At 70.3% G+C, this 17,124-nt stretch carries 13 protein-coding genes; 3 read left to right on the forward strand and 10 right to left on the reverse strand.

The annotated features are described in order from the left end of the window. Positions 1-46: 46 nt before the first annotated feature. On the reverse strand, positions 47-2,206 hold the full coding sequence (locus tag ABT001_RS25170) for a RecQ family ATP-dependent DNA helicase (protein WP_351281573.1): 2,160 nt from the start codon (positions 2,204-2,206) through the stop codon (positions 47-49). 340 nt (positions 2,207-2,546) lie between these two features. Between ABT001_RS25170 and ABT001_RS25175 the strand changes: the two genes are divergently transcribed. Continuing rightward, entirely contained in the window at positions 2,547-3,179 is a 633-nt protein-coding gene (locus ABT001_RS25175) for a hypothetical protein (RefSeq protein WP_351281576.1), read from the forward strand. A 57-nt stretch (positions 3,180-3,236) separates the two neighbouring features. Here the strand turns inward: ABT001_RS25175 and ABT001_RS25180 are convergent, their stop codons facing one another. The 6 genes from ABT001_RS25180 to ABT001_RS25205 all read right to left on the reverse strand — a co-directional run bounded on the left by ABT001_RS25180 (position 3,237) and on the right by ABT001_RS25205 (position 9,269). Then, a complete protein-coding gene (locus tag ABT001_RS25180; protein ID WP_351281578.1) occupies positions 3,237-3,863 on the reverse strand; it encodes a hypothetical protein in 627 nt (208 codons plus the stop codon). A gap of 58 nt (positions 3,864-3,921) precedes the next feature. Next, positions 3,922-4,632 (reverse strand): ribonuclease HII, encoded by a 711-nt coding sequence (gene rnhB / locus ABT001_RS25185; protein ID WP_351281581.1) that lies wholly within the window; start codon positions 4,630-4,632, stop codon positions 3,922-3,924. Positions 4,633-4,872: 240 nt separating this feature from the next. Beyond that, on the reverse strand, positions 4,873-6,663 hold the full coding sequence (locus tag ABT001_RS25190; protein WP_351281584.1) for a DUF4153 domain-containing protein: 1,791 nt from the start codon (positions 6,661-6,663) through the stop codon (positions 4,873-4,875). A gap of 191 nt (positions 6,664-6,854) precedes the next feature. After that, complete coding sequence (locus ABT001_RS25195) at positions 6,855-7,766, reverse strand: ADP-ribosylglycohydrolase family protein (protein WP_351281587.1); 912 nt, start codon at positions 7,764-7,766, stop codon at positions 6,855-6,857. A gap of 12 nt (positions 7,767-7,778) precedes the next feature. Continuing rightward, entirely contained in the window at positions 7,779-8,438 is a 660-nt protein-coding gene (locus ABT001_RS25200; protein WP_351281589.1) for a histidine phosphatase family protein, read from the reverse strand. A gap of 225 nt (positions 8,439-8,663) precedes the next feature. Continuing rightward, on the reverse strand, positions 8,664-9,269 hold the full coding sequence (locus tag ABT001_RS25205) for a YdbC family protein (RefSeq protein WP_351281592.1): 606 nt from the start codon (positions 9,267-9,269) through the stop codon (positions 8,664-8,666). A gap of 202 nt (positions 9,270-9,471) precedes the next feature. Between ABT001_RS25205 and ABT001_RS25210 the strand changes: the two genes are divergently transcribed. Further along, positions 9,472-9,999 (forward strand): TerD family protein, encoded by a 528-nt coding sequence (locus ABT001_RS25210; RefSeq protein ID WP_351281594.1) that lies wholly within the window; start codon positions 9,472-9,474, stop codon positions 9,997-9,999. Positions 10,000-10,125: 126 nt separating this feature from the next. Here the strand turns inward: ABT001_RS25210 and ABT001_RS25215 are convergent, their stop codons facing one another. After that, the gene (locus ABT001_RS25215; protein WP_351281597.1) at positions 10,126-13,035 is read right to left on the reverse strand and encodes a vitamin B12-dependent ribonucleotide reductase; all 2,910 of its coding nucleotides are present in this window, start codon (positions 13,033-13,035) and stop codon (positions 10,126-10,128) included. A gap of 154 nt (positions 13,036-13,189) precedes the next feature. Next, a complete protein-coding gene (nrdR, locus tag ABT001_RS25220) occupies positions 13,190-13,705 on the reverse strand; it encodes a transcriptional regulator NrdR (protein WP_351281600.1) in 516 nt (171 codons plus the stop codon). 545 nt (positions 13,706-14,250) lie between these two features. Between nrdR and lexA the strand changes: the two genes are divergently transcribed. Beyond that, the gene (lexA, locus tag ABT001_RS25225; protein ID WP_351281602.1) at positions 14,251-15,048 is read left to right on the forward strand and encodes a transcriptional repressor LexA; all 798 of its coding nucleotides are present in this window, start codon (positions 14,251-14,253) and stop codon (positions 15,046-15,048) included. A gap of 71 nt (positions 15,049-15,119) precedes the next feature. Here lexA and ABT001_RS25230 read toward each other — a convergent pair whose 3' ends face one another. Then, complete coding sequence (locus ABT001_RS25230) at positions 15,120-17,087, reverse strand: ATP-dependent DNA helicase (RefSeq protein ID WP_351281605.1); 1,968 nt, start codon at positions 17,085-17,087, stop codon at positions 15,120-15,122. Between the last annotated feature and the right edge of the window lie 37 nt (positions 17,088-17,124).

Here is a 17,124-nt window from a genome sequence, read left to right on the forward strand (position 1 = left end):
GGGAGCCTGCCCGCTCGGCTGGATGTGCCACGGCCGGCGGGCCCGGTCACCCTGCCAGGGCGAGGACGAGCGGGAGCACCTGGCCCGCTCCGGCCTGGCGCAGCAGGCGTGCCCCTACGGCCAGGGTCCATCCGGAATCGGAGTAGTCGTCGACGAGCAGCACCGGGCCGGGAGTGGCCGCCAGGGCTGCGGCGAGACCGTCGGGGACGGTGAACGAGGCGGCCAGGGCCCGCAGCCGCTGGGCGGAGTTGCTGCGGTGGGCAGCGTGCTCGTCGGCCTGCGGAGTGTAGGCCAGACTCCCCAGCAGCGGGAGCCTGCCGACGCGGGCCACGCCCTCGGCCAGCGAGCCCACCAGCTGGGGGCGGGTGCGGGAGGGCATGGCGACGATCCCCACAGGCCGCTCCGTGGCGTCCGGCGCACCGTCGGCCCAGCCTCCCGGCGAGCGGGCCCAGTCGGCCACCACCGTCACCACGGCGGCCAGCACATCGTCCGGGATCCGCCCGTCCGGCGCCTGGGCCGACAGGATCGGGCGCAGACGGTTGCCCCAGCCGATGTCCGACAGCCTTCCCAGCGCGCGTCCTGTGACCGCCTGCTGGCCTGCGGGGATGCGGCCCTTCAGGTCCATCCCGACCGCGGCGAGACCGGTCGGCCACATCTTGCGGGGCTCGACCTCGACGCCCGGGCGGTCCAGCTCGCCCGTCGCGGCCGCGAGAGCCGCGGAAGAGACGGCCGGATCGAGCCAGGGTCCGGCGCAGGAGTCGCAGCGCCCGCAGGGAACGGCCTTCTCGTCATCGAGCTGTCGCTGCAGGAACTCCATCCGGCAGCCCGTGGTCGCCACGTAGTCCCGCATGGCCTGCTGCTCGGCTTCACGCTGCCGGGCCACCCACGCATACCGCTCCGCGTCGTAGGCCCATGGCTGCCCCGTCGAGGTCCAGCCCCCCTTCACGCGCTTGACCGCACCGTCCACGTCGAGGACCTTCAGCATCGTCTCCAGACGCGAGCGCCGAAGGTCCACCAACGGCTCCAGCGCCGGCAGCGACAGCGGACGTCCCGCATCCTCCAGCACCGCCAGCGTGCGCCGCACCTGCACCTCCGGCGGGAAGCCCACCGAGGCGAAGTACGCCCAGATCGCCTCGTCCTCCTTGCCCGGGAGCAGCAGGACGTCCGCATGGTCCACGCCACGCCCCGCTCGGCCCACCTGCTGGTAGTAGGCGATCGGGGACGAGGGCGACCCCAGGTGCACCACGAACCCCAGGTCCGGCTTGTCGAAGCCCATGCCCAGCGCGGAGGTCGCCACCAGCGCCTTCACACGGTTCGCCAGCAGATCCTCCTCCGCCTGCAACCGGTCGGCGTTCTCGGTCTTCCCCGTGTACGAGGCCACCGGGTACCCGCGCTGCCGCAGGAACGCCGCGACCTCCTCGGCGGCCGCCACCGTCAGGGTGTAGATGATCCCCGAGCCCGGCAGGTCCCCGAGCCGCTCCCCCAGCCACGCCAGCCGATGCGCCGCGTCCGACAGCTCCAGCACACCGAGCCGCAAGCTCTTCCGGTCCAGCGGCCCCCGCAGCACCAGGGCGTCCGCACCCCCGGTCCCCAACTGCTCCGCCACGTCCGCGGTCACCCGCGCGTTCGCCGTCGCCGTCGTGGCGAGCACCGGCACACCCGCCGGCAGTTCCGCGAGCATGGTGCGCAACCGCCGGTAGTCGGGCCGGAAGTCATGACCCCAGTCCGAGATGCAATGCGCCTCGTCGACCACCAGCAGACCCGTCGTGGCAGCGAGTTTCGGCAGTACCTGATCACGGAAATCAACCGAATTGAGGCGTTCCGGGCTCACCAGGAGAACGTCGGTCTCGCCTCGCTCCACCTCTCCGTAGATGGTCTCCCATACCTCCGGGTTGGCGGAGTTGATCGTGCGCGCCTGGATACCGGCCCGCGCCGCCGACTCGACCTGGTTGCGCATCAGCGCGAGCAGCGGCGAAATGATCACCGTGGGGCCTGATCCACGCCGGCGCAGCAGGGCAGTGGCCACGAAGTACACCGCCGACTTGCCCCAGCCGGTGCGCTGCACCACCAGAGCACGCCGGTGCTCCTCCACCAGCGCCGCCACGGCCTGCCACTGGTCCTCCCGCAGTCGCGCCGAACCCCCCGGGTCGCCGACGAGCTCGGCGAGGATGGTGTCGGCTTCGGCGCGGAGCTCCAGGTTGTCCATGTCCCCCATGCAACCCGATGGCACCGGCAATGAGCGAATCCCGCCCGGTGTGGCGCATGCCCGGCCGCTCCGGCGCGCGGGGACGGGAGCGGGTGTTCCCGCTGGTCCTCGCGGTTCAGGTGTGACGAATGGCTTCGTTCGGCGCCGAACGGGCAGGGATATACGTGCTATTCCGTCAGATATCCGTCAGCCGCGCCAATTGCTCGTTGCCGCCCGCCGGTACGACAGGAAGAATTGGAGTCGCTCCCCGCACGGTCTTTCGCGGGCCCGGAAGGGCTGTGCCGCGGCGCGCCCTCACTCGACCCTGCCCGTACCCTGGGCGTGAAGCGAAGGGAGGACCGTGACCTTCGGATTCGCTCCGTCCGCAGCCTCTTCACTGTCGGCGTCCGCCGGCTCCGTCAACCACACTGCCAGGATGCTCGAACCGGCCGAGTGGGCCGCGGCGGGCATACCTCTGCTGCGCAGTCCGCGGGAGGTGGTCAGCGGCCTCCACGCGCGGCACCGGCCGACTCCGGCCACCGCCGTCGTCGCCGTCCTCGACCACGAAGAACGGCTCACGGCGAGCGCCTCGTTCGACCGCCGTTCCACCGTGGCCGCGGACGGCTGGGAGTTCCGCAACGCCCTGCTGGCGCATCTGCGCCGGGTGATCCCGCACGATCTGCGCCGCCGCACCCCGGTGCGAACCGCGGTCCTGCTCTACTGTCGCGAGGGCGACGAGCGTTGGACCGAGGAGGACGGGGCGTGGATGTGGGGGCTGAGGGACGCCTGCACACTGCACGGCCTTCGCTGCGGGGCCTACATCACCCTGACGCGTGGCGGCTGGCAGGTCCTCGGGGAGGGCCGGGGTGGCCGCAGCCCGACGCTGCTGTCCGGACCGTCCGCCCTGGCGGACACCTCCACCGGCCATGACCCCGTCCCGCTGAGCACCGGGGGCGGGTCGGCCGACGCACTGCGCCGGAGCGCCGCCCGGTGAAACGGGACGTGGGCCCCGGATGCCCTCACGGACGGCCGGGACCCACGGATGTACGGCTCAGACTCCCGCGCCGAGTGCTGAGTTGATCTTCTGCGGGTCTCCGCAGACGATCAGCAGCGCACCCGCGCGTTCCCGTGCGTCGGCCAACGCGCGGGCGGCCACGTCGTCGAGATCGCCGTTCACGGCGACCACGACCACGGCACGGGAGGCACAGCGGTCGGCGGTCGCCGTGCGGGCGAAGAAGACGTCCTCGCCCGTGTCGTGCTGGGCCCAGTAGGCGGCCTCTCCGAAGGAGAGTTCATGAGCGGCCCACGGATGCTGCTCGCCGGTGGTGAGCACCAGGATGTCGCCGGGTGCCCGACCGGCGTCGAGCAGCAGGTCGACCGCCTCGTCGGCTGCGTCGACCGCACCGTCGGCCGGAGCCGGAATGAGCTGGAACTGCGCTGCGGAATCCGCTTCCGACTGCTTCCGGGCAGGAGCCGGGGCGGCGGGAGCGGGGTGCGGGCGCTGCGCCGGGGGCGCGGGCCGCGCGGGGCCGCGTCCTGAGCTGCCAGGACGCGGGGTGGCCGCGGAACGCGGACCAGGTACGGGACGGGGGGTCGGCGCGGTTCGGCCGGCGGCCGGAGTGACGCGGGGACCCTGGGCGCTCTCGGGAATCTGAGGCTCCTCGGGGATGAGAGGCATGAATGGTTGTCTGTCACAGCCGACGTGAACGGGTCGGCGGGTGGATACGTCTGTGCGATCAGAAGTCGAAGCCGAGCTGGCCCCCGCTTTCCAGTGCCGCCGCCTCGGCGGAGAATCGTGCCTTCTTCAGGTGCTGCCACTTGGGCAGCGCGTCGAGGTAGGCCCAGCTGAGGCGATGGTGAGGCGTGGGCCCCCGTTCCTCCAGCGCGGCCCGGTGCACCGGCGACGGATAACCGGCGTTCGCGCCGAAGGCGAAGTCTGCGTACTGCCCCGTGCCCGCGCCCAGTTCGGCCATCATCGTGTCCCGGTGAACCTTGGCGATCACCGAAGCCGCGGCGACGGCGATGCAGGACTGGTCCCCCTTGATCACGGTACGGACGTTCCAGGGCGGGCCGAGGTAGTCGTGCTTGCCGTCGAGAATCACGGCGTCCGGTCGCACGGGGAGCGCCTCCAGCGCCCTGACGGCCGCAAGACGGAGCGCCGCGGTCATGCCGAGGTCGTCGATCTCCAGGGGTGACGCGTGTCCCAGCCCGTAGGCCGTGACCCACTTCTCGAGCGTCGGGGCGAGTTCCGCCCGGCGCTTGGGACTGATCAGCTTGGAGTCGGTCAGGCCCTCAGGGGGTCTGCGGAGACCGGTGACGGCCGCGCACACGGTGACGGGGCCGGCCCACGCTCCGCGTCCGACCTCGTCGACACCGGCGACGGTCCTGGCACCGGACGTAGCGCGCAGTGAGCGCTCGACGGTGTGCGTGGGTGGTTCGTACGGCATGGCGCCTGCCAGGTTACGCCGATGCGCACGGCAAGAACACCCCGGGGCACCGTCCAGCGGTTCGGCATGTGTCCGGCCATGTCCGGAACACCCTTCCCGGTGTCCCGGAAGTACCCGGTGCCGCACCGGTCACGTGGCTCTCCGGCGCCTCTCCGGGGCGGGCGCCTTCCCCGAACGCCCGCGACACGAGCGGGCGTTCGGAGACCTCCAGACACTCAGGGCGTGAAGCGGGCGGCCGGCTCAGTACGGGTCGTAGGAGTCATCCTCCTCGTACCCGTCCCGCTCGTCGGTCTCCTGGCCGAGGCGGTAGCACTCGACCCCTTCGTTCCGTACGGGGCGCTCCTCCAGGATCTCCCGGGCCCTGACCTCACCCCAGCTGGAGGAGTACCACGGAGCGTCCTGGAGAGCGACGTCCCGCTCGAAGTTCCGCAGCGCACAGGACCTCAGCGGTTCCGGCAGAGTGTCCAGGGCCGGCACGGCGTCCGCGGAGAGGCCCTTCAGGTAGTCGATGTCGATCGTCCGGTCGCTGTGGTACCGCGCCACGTTCTGTTCCGCGATCAGCCCGTCGGGCGAGAGCAGCCCGAACGCGAGGACACCGGCCGCCGCGCTCACCGCGATGGCACGCGGCAGCAGCCTGGCGCCGAAGACACCGGCCGCGATGATCAGGATCAGCACCACGCCGAGCCAGAGCTCCACGGCGGCGACGGAGATCCGGAGCCGGGTCAGCCCGAAGGCGTCCACGTAGAGGTCCATGCGACGCAGCGCCGAGAACACGACGACGAGCGTGAGCACGCACAGGGAACCGAGGACGCTCCGGACGAGTGTCCGGTCCCCCGGTCCGCCGCGCGGCGCCCAGCGCAGGGCCAGCGCGATGACGAGCAGGGTCAGCAGAGTGGCCCAGAGGAGCTGCCAGAAGCCCTGCCGGGCGTACTCGGAGAGCTTCAGGCCCGTCTCGTCCAGCACCTTGTCGTACCCGCCGAGGAGTACGACGAGCTGGAGAGCGATGAAGACGGCGAAGAGCAGGTTGAGCACGATGAGCGGAAGGGCCCACTCCACCCTGTTCCTGGCCTTGCCGGGCCGGACGGTGATGCCGTCCCAGCGCACGGGCGCCGCAGCGCTGTAGGCGGCTGCGAGCGCGCCGACGAGTCCGAGTGCGAAGAGGAAGATCCGCCAGGGGCTGTCACCGACCGACACGTCGGGGGTGAGGCTGCCCAGCAGGTCGGCGAAGGCGGCGTCCGCGGAGGCGAAGAGCGTGCCGAACACGAGGAGCAGCACCAGGGCGACCACGGTGCTGCGCACCACGGTGCGCACCCGGCCCCTGGAGTCGTCGGCGCGGGCACGCACCCCTTGCCACCCCCAGCGCACACCGGCGGCGGCCGAGGGGAACAGCCCCAGCGACGCGAGCAGCACGCCGGGCCAGCTGCGGCTCCCGTGCAGGGCGAGTGAGCCCAGGGCGAGGGCCGACACCACGGCGAGGAAGACCGGCCACCCCGCTTCCCTGAGCGCCGGAACCGTCAGGAGCGCCAAGCCGCCCACCGCCCACACGGCGGTCCAGGGCCGCAGCTCCCGCCCTGCCGAGCGCGCGGAGAAGAAGGCCCCCAGAGCGGCCGGCACGGCCACGATCAGCAGGTTGGGCCCCAGGCCGTCGCCGAGCAGCAGAGCGCTGAGCAGGGCGGTCGCGAGGACCGACCAGAGTGTCGCCGGTCCGATCGCGGGCGGGGACGGGGGCCGCAGCCGGGACAGCACGCCGGGCGGCGGCTGCTGTCCCCGGCGCTGCCAGACGTCCGGCCTGGGCGGCGCCTGAAGGTACGCGGGCACCTTCGGCGCGTCCGGGCCGGCGTCCTGCGCCGGGACCGGTGCGTTGGACGCCCGTGCGGGCTTTCCCGCCGCCTTCGCCCGGCCGGGGTCTCCGGGCGGCACGACACCGTCCGGCTCGGGCGTGACGGCTGACGCAGGTGGCACGTCGCCGGACACCGGTGACTCCGGCGACGTCTCGGACCGACTTGATGCGTCGGACGGCTGATCGGACATGGGACCCCTCCCCGACCGGGGTCCGCTCGCACGGCACATCGCGGCGCGACGGCCCCGGCGTCTCTAGGCACACGCCCACCAAGATCGATGAGGGCGGCGTGGCCGAAAGAGTAAGTCCCGTCCGTCCTGTTCGAACGGTCGGGACCACCGCTGTGGCAGGACCGTGACAGTGGAACGCCGCTGCCGGGCCGTCAGCGGCGCGCCGGAGCGGTAGGGACCCAGTCGGGCAGCTCCTCCGTGCGGGCCAGCCAGTCCGCCGGAGGCGCGCCGGTCGGCTCCGCGGCCACGATCCCGCCGACGATGGCGCAGGTGGTGTCCACGTCACCGCCGGCCTCCGCTGTCACCCAGAAGGCCTGTTCGAAGTCGCCGAGACTCCGTGCGGCCGACCAGAGGGCGAACGGAACCGTGTCGTGCGCACTCGTGCGGCGGCCGTTGCCGAGCACTGCCGCGACCGTGCCGGCGTCCTGGTAGTCCAGCATGTCGCGCGCCCTTCGCAGCCCGGCCCCGACCGCGCTGCGGGGCACGAGGGCGACGACGCCGTCGAGCAGGTCCTCCGGTGTCGGCGGCCCTCCCGGAGCGGCGACGAGGGCGGCGGCCGCCGCGACGGCCATGGCCCCCACGACGCCTTCGCGGTGCTGATGGGTGGTGTACGAGGAGATCTCGGCCTGGTGCGTGGCTTGCTCCGGGTCGTGTGCGTACCAGGCACCCAGCGGTGCGATGCGCATCGCCGAACCGTTCCCCCAGGAGCCCTGCCCCTGGAAGAGGGCGGACGCCAGCTCCCGCCAGTCGCCGCCTTCCCTCACCAGCCTGAGCAGCCGGTTGACGGCGGGGCCGTAGCCCCGGTCGAAGTCGTGGTGCCGGGCGAAGGAGTGGGCGAGCGCGTCCTGGTCGATGCGCTCGTGCGCGGCCAGCACGGCGAGTACGGAGCAGGCCATCTCGGTGTCGTCGGTCCACTGCCAGCCGTCGGGCGGCAGCTCCCGGTTCTTGAGCAGCGGGTAATGGGCCGGCACGAAGAACTGGGAGCCGAGGGCATCACCCACGGAGAGTCCACGCAGGCTGGCCAGAGCGCGTTCGAAGCGGTCGGAAGCAGAGTCAGCGGTCATCGCCCGGCCACTCTATCCGGTGCGGCCGTACGGCTCAGGGGTACGCCACCGTTCGAAGGGCCGGTCCAGCCTGTAGCGGCCGTTCTCGCCGAGCAGCAGAATTCTGGATTCGCCGTTCCCGGGGTTGGACAGTGATTCGAATTCCGCCACCGACCAGTGGAACCAGCGCATGCAGAAGAGCCGCATGGTCAGCCCATGGGTGACCAGCAGGACGTTCGGCGGATGGTCGGGGGAGGCGAAGCTGCGGTGGAGGCTCTCCAGGAAGGCGTCGACCCGGTCGTACACGTCCGCCCCGGACTCGCCCTGCGCGAAGCGGTAGAAGAAGTGCCCGTAGGCGTCCCGGTAGGCCTTCTGCAGCCGCACGTCGTCGCGGTCCTGCCAATTGCCCCAGTCCTGCTCCCGCAGCCGGGGCTCCTCCCTGACGCGTACGTGGGCCGGTTCCAGGCCGAACGCCTCGAACGTCTCGTGTGTGCGCCGGTAGGGCGAGAGGTAGACGCTGACGCGCTCGTTCCCGAACGTCTCGCACAGCTGTGCGCCCGTCGCCCGCGCCTGGCTCAGACCCTTCGCCGTGAGTCCGAGCGCGTGGTCGGGCTCACGTTCGTAGACGGTGTCGTCGGCGTTGCCCTCGGACTCACCGTGCCGGACAAGAACGATGCGTTGCGGTCGTGCCATGCACCGACCCTAGTGCCGCAGCAGGCAGTGTCTGCCCGTCGGGGAACGTCGGGGAACGTCGGGGAACGTCAGGGAGCGGTGTCCGGTGCGTGCTCTCGGCGTGCCGGACGTCGCGACGGGGCGAGCGTAGCCTGCCGCGGCACCGGATGCCGTGCGGCCCGATCGAGCAGTTGTGCGGGACCCGGCGGGTGTACGCGCCCTGGAGGGCGGCCGTGCGAGCAGGGGTCAGACCGTCCACGACGGATCGAGCTGCACCACGTCGCCCGTCAGCGAGGCGACGTCCCTCTCGATCTCCGCCCGCGCGGAGAGCCGGGCGACGCCCTCCGGCCGGTACTTGCCGCGTTCGGCACTGGACTGCCACATCGACAGCACCAGGAACTCGTGCCCCGGCGCTTCTCCGAACACTCCGCGCAGCATCCCGGGCGAACCCGCCATGGCCGGGTTCCACACCCGCTGCTGCATCAGGGCGAAGTGGTCGACGCGGTCCTCGTGCACCTGGGTGTGCGCCACCCTGACCACGTCCGCGTCGACGAAGTTCGGCGCGAAACCGGTCTTCACATCGAAGCGGTACTCGAAAAGCTTGACCTGCATGTCCTTGTACATGCCGGACTGCGCGGCGGCCATCCGGTCATGCCCGCGGGCCATGAAGGAGTCGTAGAAGACCCGGTTCTCCCAGAACGCGAACACATGGGCGACTTCGGGCTGCCCTCGGCTCCACCCACCGCTCTGACCCCGGAATCCCGGCTCGTCGAGCAGCCCCGCCCACTTCCGCTGCCCCCGCTCGAAACCGCGACGGTCCGACACGGTGCAACGAATCCACTTGACCAGCACCGCGCCATCGTACGGCGCCCGGCGTGTCGCGGTTCACGCCCGGGACGCGCCTCTGCCCTCAGACACGGACAGCACACAACTCCGGCCACACGATGGCCCGAAAGCGACGTCCGTTTCCTGCGCGGTTGGATCCACGGACAGTTACGGACATGATCTGGGGAGCGAAGAGGTCCGTCGGTCCAGCAGCAAGGAGGCACGTCCGATGAGCACTCCCAACAAGGACATCGAAAAGGTCGAAGTGAGGGTCAAGTGGGACCCCAGCGCCGCCGGTGAGCCCGCCAACGACCTCGACATAATCGCGGCCACGTACGGGAAGGACGCGCCCTACGGTGCCCCTTCCTATCTCGTGCACTTCGACAGCAGGTCACCTGACGGCACGATCACGCTGAACCGCGACAGCCGCACGGGGCAGGGTTTCGGTTTCGACGAGGTCATGACGCTCGAACTGGACCGGCTGTCGGACGCGTACGCCAGGGTCGTGGTCGGCGTGGCCATCCAGCAGCGCGACGGCCACAAGACCTTCGGTCAGATCGAGCACACGGCCGTGCAGATCCGTGAGGGATACACGAATCTGGTGGAGGACGACTTCTCGGGGGTGGCGGCCGCCACCGCCGCCGTCGTCGCGGAGTTCGTCCGGGACTCGTCGGGGTCCTGGGGTTTCCGCGGGGCCGTCCGCGGATTCGAGGGTGACCCCGGTTCGTTCGCCTCGGAGATGGGGAACCGCTCGTAACGGTGTCGCGCCGTTCCACCGCGCGCAGAAGGGGACCGGCCGATGGCCGGTCCCCTTCGTCAACTGCCGGTCAGCTGCCCGTGCGGACTACACCCGATGTCCGTCCCACGTGCCGCCCACCGTTGTTCAGCTGCAACCGCTGGTCGAGCCGCAGCCCTCGCAGATGTAGCAGGACCCGGCGCGCTGCATCTTCGTACCGCACGAGAAGCACAGCGGCGCGTCCGCGCTGATACCGAGCTGCATCTCGACCAGTTCGGCCGAGGTGTGCGCGGTCCTCGGGGCCGGCTTCTCCGCGACGGCCTCCTCGGGCGACGCGACGGCCTTCAGCGGCTCCACGAGCACGGGAGCGGACTGGGCCAGACTCTCGGCGTCGAGCTCGTCGTCCCCGAAGGCAGGCTCGTACGAACCGGTGTCGAGGTGACGCTGACGCTCCTCGGCCGAGTGGATACCGAGCGCGGAGCGCGTCTCGAACGGCAGGAAGTCGAGCGCCAGACGGCGGAAGATGTAGTCGACGATCGACTGCGCCATCCGCACGTCCGGGTCGTCCGTCATACCGGCCGGCTCGAAGCGCATGTTGGTGAACTTGGAGACGTAGGTCTCCAGCGGAACGCCGTACTGCAGACCGACCGAGACCGCGATGGAGAAGGCGTCCATCATGCCCGCGAGGGTGGAGCCCTGCTTGGACATCTTCAGGAAGACCTCACCGAGGCCGTCGTCCGGGTAGGAGTTGGCGGTCATGTAGCCCTCGGCTCCGCCCACCGTGAAGGAGGTGGTGATGCCCGGACGGCCCTTGGGCAGACGCTTGCGGACCGGACGGTACTCGACGACCTTCTCGACCGCGGTACGGATGGTCTCCTCGGTCCTGGCCGTGACCTCGTCCTTCTTCTCCTCCCACTTCTTGGTGGAGAGGGGCTGGCCGACCTTGCAGTTGTCGCGGTAGATCGCGAGCGCCTTGACGCCCATCTTCCACGCCTCGAAGTAGACCTCCTCGACGTCCTCGACGGTGGCCGTCTCCGGCAGGTTCACCGTCTTGGACAGCGCGCCGGAGATCCACGGCTGGATGGCCGCCATCATCCGGACGTGCCCCATGGCCGAGATGGAACGCTCGCCCATGGCGCAGTCGAAGACCTCGTAGTGCTCGTCCTTGAGGCCGGGGGCGCCGATCACATTGCCGTTCTCGGCGATGTGGGCGACGACCGCCTCGATCTGCTCCGGCTGGTAGCCGAGGCGGCGCAGGGCCTGCGGCACCGTGCCGTTGACGATCTGCATCGAGCCGCCGCCGACGAGCTTCTTGAACTTCACCAGGGCGAGGTCGGGCTCGAGACCGGTGGTGTCGCAGGACATCGCGAGACCGATGGTGCCGGTCGGGGCGATGACCGAGGCCTGGGCGTTGCGGAAGCCGTTCTTGGCGCCGAGGCGGATCACGTCCTGCCATGCCTCCGTCGCGGCGGCCCAGATCGGCGAGTCCAGGTCGTCGACGTGCACGGCCACGGCGTTGGCGTCCGAGTGCTGCTTCATGACGCGCTGGTGCGGCTCGGCGTTGCGGGCGTAGCCGTCGTACGGACCGACGACGGCGGCCAGCTCCGCGGAACGCCGGTAGGACGTGCCGGTCATCAGCGAGGTGATGGCCCCGGCGAGCGCACGGCCGCCGTCGCTGTCGTAGGCGTGTCCGGTCGCCATCAGCAGGGCGCCCAGGTTGGCGTAGCCGATGCCGAGCTGGCGGTAGGCGCGGGTGTTCTCACCGATCTTCTGGGTCGGGAAGTCCGCGAAGCAGATCGAGATGTCCATCGCGGTGATGACCAGCTCGACGACCTTGGCGAAGCGCTCGGCCTGGAAGGACTGGTGGCCCTCACCGTCGTCCTTGAGGAACTTCATCAGGTTCAGCGAGGCGAGGTTGCACGAGGTGTTGTCCAGGTGCATGTACTCGCTGCAGGGGTTCGAGCCGTTGATCCGGCCGGACTCCGGGCAGGTGTGCCACTGGTTGATCGTGTCGTCGTACTGGATGCCCGGGTCGGCGCACGCCCAGGCCGCCTCGGCCATCTTGCGGAAGAGGGACTTGGCCTCGACCTCTTCGATGACGTCGCCGGTCATGCGGGCACGCAGCCCGAACTTCCCGCCGGACTCGACGGCCTTCATGAACTCGTCGTTCACACGGACCGAGTTGTTGGCGTTCTGGTACTGGACGGACGTGATGTCGTCGCCGCCCAGGTCCATGTCGAAGCCCGCGTCACGGAGGGCGCGGATCTTCTCCTCCTCCTTCACCTTGGTCTCGATGAAGTTCTCGATGTCGGGGTGATCGACGTCGAGGATGACCATCTTGGCGGCGCGGCGGGTGGCGCCACCCGACTTGATCGTTCCGGCGGAGGCGTCGGCGCCCCGCATGAAGGAGACCGGGCCGGAGGCGTTGCCGCCGGAGGAGAGCAGCTCCTTGGAGGAGCGGATGCGGGAGAGGTTCAGGCCGGCGCCGGAGCCGCCCTTGAAGATCATGCCCTCTTCCTTGTACCAGTCGAGGATCGACTCCATGGAGTCGTCGACGGCCAGGATGAAGCAGGCCGAGACCTGCTGCGGCTGGGGCGTTCCGACGTTGAACCAGACCGGGGAGTTGAAGCTGAAGATCTGGTGCAGGAGGGCGTACGCCAACTCGTGCTCGAAGATCTCGGCGTCGTCGGGAGAGGCGAAGTAGTTGTAGTCCTCGCCGGCCTTCCGGTACGTCTTCACGATCCGGTCGATCAGCTGTCGCAGACCGGTCTCGCGCTGCGGCGTGCCGACAGCACCCCGGAAGTACTTACTGGTGACGATGTTGACCGCGTTCACCGACCAGAAGTCGGGGAACTCGACGCCACGCTGCTCGAAGTTGATCGAGCCGTCGCGCCAATTGGTCATGACGACGTCACGACGCTCCCACGCGACCTCGTCGTACGGGTGCACGCCGGGAGTCGTGTGGATGCGCTCGATGCGCAGGCCCTGCTTGGTCGCAGTCGACTTGGCTCCCTTGGTGCGGGAACCTCGTGCCGGGCCGCTCGCCGTCTCTGTCATGCCGCCTCCCATATGTGGGCAAAAACGCCCTGAAGTGCCCAGTTCTTCCCAGGGCACAGTGTGTGTCTGATGCTCCGGACGCCACGCACAGCGTCTCGGAACAGGTCTGGTGCCGCCGCTACCGGCTCCGGCGTCCCGCCGGCCGGTCCAGTGATCAATCAGCGGCGACTGCGGCGGGGGCGGGGACCTCGAGGGTCTCGCCGCTCCCGCGTTGTTCTTCGCGGGGCCGCTGCTCACGGAGCTCCGCGATCGCGGCCTCGAAGTCATCGAGCGAGTCGAACGCCCGGTACACCGATGCGAAACGCAGGTACGCGACGAGGTCGAGTTCCTGCAGGGGGCCGAGTATGGCCAGACCCACATCGTGTGTCGTCAGTTCGGCGCTGCCGGTGGCCCGAACCGCCTCCTCGACCCGCTGGCCGAGCTTCGCCAGGGCGTCCTCCGTGACGGGCCGACCCTGGCACGCCTTGCGGACCCCCGAGATGACCTTGGTGCGGCTGAAGGGTTCGGTCACACCGCTGCGCTTGACCACCATCAGCGAGCAGGTCTCCACCGTCGTGAAGCGACGGGAGCAGTCGGGGCACTGCCGACGCCGTCGGATCGACGTCCCGTCGTCCGTCGTGCGACTGTCCACGACCCGACTGTCGGGGTGCCTGCAGAAGGGGCAGTGCATATCTCCGAACCCTCCTTCACAGCACGACTGAATAGCCCTCCGTGCCCCGTTCAGGGCCCCTGAGGACAGTCCCAAGCATAGGCGATGCACTCGGCCCCGATGGACCGGGGACCACTACTTGTGGGCGGTGGCAGCAATGCAACCACTACATCTAGGGTTCTACCCCACTACCGGCCCCCGCGCGTGTCGCGCTTCCCAGACGGCCGGGGGGCAGCCTACGGCCCGGCACGAGGGTACGGGAAACGCGCGAGGACCTCGCCGCGGGCCACCACGGGGCGACACCCCCTGACACGTCCGGGCGAGGCCACCGGCACCCCTGGACGGCGCGCGCGGGACACACCCCCGCGCGCACGGGAGGACCGGCGGAACGCTAGCGTGAACCCCGGAATCCGCCGGTCGATTCCGGCCCGCCTCATCGGTGCATACACCTCCCGGTAAGCCCGCGACAGCCCTTTATTTGTTTTTCACTCGAACGTGTGTTTGGCGCAACCTTTCGAAAGCTACTACCGTTGCCTAACCAGGGAGACCATTCGAGAGGGGCCGACGTGACCACCACCGCAGACAGCGCCACCATCACTGCCCAGGACCACCGCTCCCAGGGCCGACTTGAGCCGGTGCATGCCATGAATGACTCAGTCATGAACGCGGAGGGGCCAGAGCCCACCCGACCCGCACGATCCTTGCCCGGCCGCCCCCCGGGAATCCGCGCGGACAGCTCGGGGCTCACGGACCGCCAGAGGCGTGTGATCGAGGTGATCCGGGATTCCGTGCAACGCCGGGGCTATCCTCCGTCGATGCGCGAGATCGGCCAAGCGGTGGGGCTGTCCAGCACCTCCTCCGTCGCCCACCAGCTGATGGCTCTGGAGCGCAAGGGCTTCCTGCGGCGCGACCCTCACCGGCCGCGCGCCTACGAGGTCCGGGGATCGGACCAGCCCACCACACAGGCGACCGACACCACGGGGAAGCCCGCCGCCTCGTACGTGCCCCTGGTCGGCCGGATCGCGGCCGGCGGCCCGATCCTCGCCGAGGAGTCCGTCGAGGACGTCTTCCCGCTCCCCCGCCAGCTCGTCGGTGACGGCGAGCTCTTCGTGCTGAAGGTCGTCGGTGACTCGATGATCGAGGCAGCAATCATGGACGGCGACTGGGTCACGGTGCGACGCCAGCCCGTCGCGGAGAACGGCGACATCGTGGCAGCCATGCTGGACGGCGAGGCCACCGTCAAGCGGTTCAAGCGCGAGGACGGCCACGTGTGGCTGCTCCCGCACAACTCCGCCTACCAGCCGATCCCCGGTGACGAGGCGACGATCCTGGGCAAGGTCGTGGCGGTGCTGCGGCGGGTCTGAACCCGCCGGTCAGGACTGGGCCCCGGGATCCCTGCGCCGATCCTGGGGCCCTGACATGTCGCCGGCCCCCTTCACCCCGCGGCTTTGGCCGCCGTGTCGATGGCCGCGAGCGAGCGCCGTGCCTGATTGCGGTCCGTGGTGTACCAGAAGTCGGGCAGTGAGGCGCGGAGATAGCTCCCGTACCGGGCATTGGCCAACCGGGGGTCGAGCACCGCGACCACACCCTTGTCCCCCGTGGCCCGGACGAGCCGGCCCGCGCCCTGCGCCATCAGCAGCGCCGCGTGGGTCGCCGCCACCGCCATGAACCCGTTGCCGCCGGCTTCCTCGACCGCCTTCTGCCGCGCGCTCATCAGCGGGTCGTCCGGCCGGGGGAAGGGAATCCGGTCCATGACCACGAGCTGACAGCTCGGGCCCGGGACATCGACTCCCTGCCAGAGGGACAGTGTCCCGAACAGACAGGTCTCGGGGTCCGCCGCGAAATTCTTGATCAGCTCCCCGAGCGTCTCCTCGCCCTGCAGCAGGATCGGCTTGTCCTGTCGGCCCCGCAGCTCCTCGGCCGCCGCCTGGGCGGCCCGCATGGAGGAGAACAGGCCGAGGGTACGGCCGCCCGCCGCCTCCACCAGCTCGGCGAGCTCATCGAGCATGTCGGTGCGGGAAACCTCCCGGCCGGGCTGGGCCAGGTGCCGGGCGACGTACAGGATGCCCTGCCTCGGGTAGTCGAACGGTGAGCCGACGTCGAGGCCCTTCCACTGCGGGACGTCCTCGCCCGCCGTGCCCTCGGGAGCGAGCCCCAGAGACGCCCCCACCCCGTTGAAGTCACCGCCCAGCTTGAGCGTGGCCGAGGTCAGCACCACCGAACGGTCGGCGAACAGCTTCTCGCGCAGCAGCCCGGACACGGACAGCGGCGCCACCCGGACGGATGCGCCGAAGCGGTCATGGCGCTCGTACCAGACGACGTCGTACTCGGAGCCCTGGGTGATCCGCTCCGCCACACTGTGGATCGACTCCACGGAGGCCATGGCCTGCTTACGCACCGCGTCCTCGTCCTGGACGGACTTGTCCCGGGTGCCACCGAGGGCGGAGATCACGGTGCGTGCGGCGTCACGCAGGGACATCAGTGCGTAACCGAGGTCTTCCGGCACTTCTTCGAGACGCCCCGGGAGCGCCAGCTCCATGACCCGCTCGAAGCTCTCCGAAGCGGTCAGCAGGGCGTCCGCCGCCTTCTCGTTGACCAACTTCGCCGCACGCCGCACCGCGCGGTTCACCTGGCCCGGGGTGAGCTCGCCCGTGGCCACCCCGGTGACACGGGAGACCAGCTCATGGGCCTCGTCGACGATGAGGACCTCATGTTTGGGGAGCACCGGGGCGCCCTCGATCGCGTCGATCGCGAGCAGGGCGTGGTTGGTGACGACGACATCGGCGAGCTTGGCCCGCTCACGGGCGGCCTCGGCGAAGCATTCGGCGCCGTACGCGCATTTCGTGGCGCCCAGGCACTCGCGCGAGGAGACGGAGATCTGGGCCCACGCGCGGTCCGAGACACCCGGTGTCAGATCGTCCCGGTCACCTGTCTCCGTGTCGTCCGACCAGTCGCGCAGGCGCAGCAGGTCCTGGCCCAGCTTGCTCGACGGCGCTGCCGCTTCGAACTGGTCGAAGAGCCCCTCCTCCTCGTCCTGCGGCGCCCCCTCGTGGAGGCGGTGCAGGCAGAGGTAGTTCGACCGGCCCTTGAGCATGGCGAACTGCGGCCGGCGGCGCAGCACCGGGTGCAGCGCCTCGACGGTACGCGGAAGGTCCCGCTCCACCAGCTGGCGCTGGAGGGCCAGCGTCGCCGTGGCGACCACGACCCGCTCGCCGTGGGCCAGCGCCGGCACCAGGTAGCCGAGGGACTTGCCCGTGCCGGTGCCGGCCTGGACGAGCAGATGGGCGTTGTCCTCGACGGCGTCGGCGACTGCCTCGGCCATGGCGACCTGGCCGGGCCGTTCCGTACCGCCGACAGCGGTGACGGCGGCGTGGAGGAGCTCGGTGAGAGATGGCTTCGTCATAGCGCGTCCACCCTACGGCGCCCCACTGACACCATCG

The sequence above is a fragment of the Streptomyces sp. NPDC002793 genome, assembly GCF_040295485.1.
Classification (GTDB): domain Bacteria; phylum Actinomycetota; class Actinomycetes; order Streptomycetales; family Streptomycetaceae; genus Streptomyces.

What these genes read in the sequence shown, in the direction of transcription:
- ABT001_RS25170 (WP_351281573.1), bottom strand. Translation starts at nt 2,206, where the DNA reads ATGGACAACCTGGAGCTCCGCGCCGAAGCCGACACCATCCTCGCCGAG.
- ABT001_RS25180 (WP_351281578.1), bottom strand. Translation starts at nt 3,863, where the DNA reads ATGCCTCTCATCCCCGAGGAGCCTCAGATTCCCGAGAGCGCCCAGGGT.
- rnhB (WP_351281581.1), bottom strand. Translation starts at nt 4,632, where the DNA reads ATGCCGTACGAACCACCCACGCACACCGTCGAGCGCTCACTGCGCGCT.
- ABT001_RS25190 (WP_351281584.1), bottom strand. Translation starts at nt 6,663, where the DNA reads ATGTCCGATCAGCCGTCCGACGCATCAAGTCGGTCCGAGACGTCGCCG.
- ABT001_RS25195 (WP_351281587.1), bottom strand. Translation starts at nt 7,766, where the DNA reads ATGACCGCTGACTCTGCTTCCGACCGCTTCGAACGCGCTCTGGCCAGC.
- ABT001_RS25200 (WP_351281589.1), bottom strand. Translation starts at nt 8,438, where the DNA reads ATGGCACGACCGCAACGCATCGTTCTTGTCCGGCACGGTGAGTCCGAG.
- ABT001_RS25210 (WP_351281594.1), top strand. Translation starts at nt 9,472, where the DNA reads ATGAGCACTCCCAACAAGGACATCGAAAAGGTCGAAGTGAGGGTCAAG.
- ABT001_RS25215 (WP_351281597.1), bottom strand. Translation starts at nt 13,035, where the DNA reads ATGACAGAGACGGCGAGCGGCCCGGCACGAGGTTCCCGCACCAAGGGA.
- nrdR (WP_351281600.1), bottom strand. Translation starts at nt 13,705, where the DNA reads ATGCACTGCCCCTTCTGCAGGCACCCCGACAGTCGGGTCGTGGACAGT.
- ABT001_RS25230 (WP_351281605.1), bottom strand. Translation starts at nt 17,087, where the DNA reads ATGACGAAGCCATCTCTCACCGAGCTCCTCCACGCCGCCGTCACCGCT.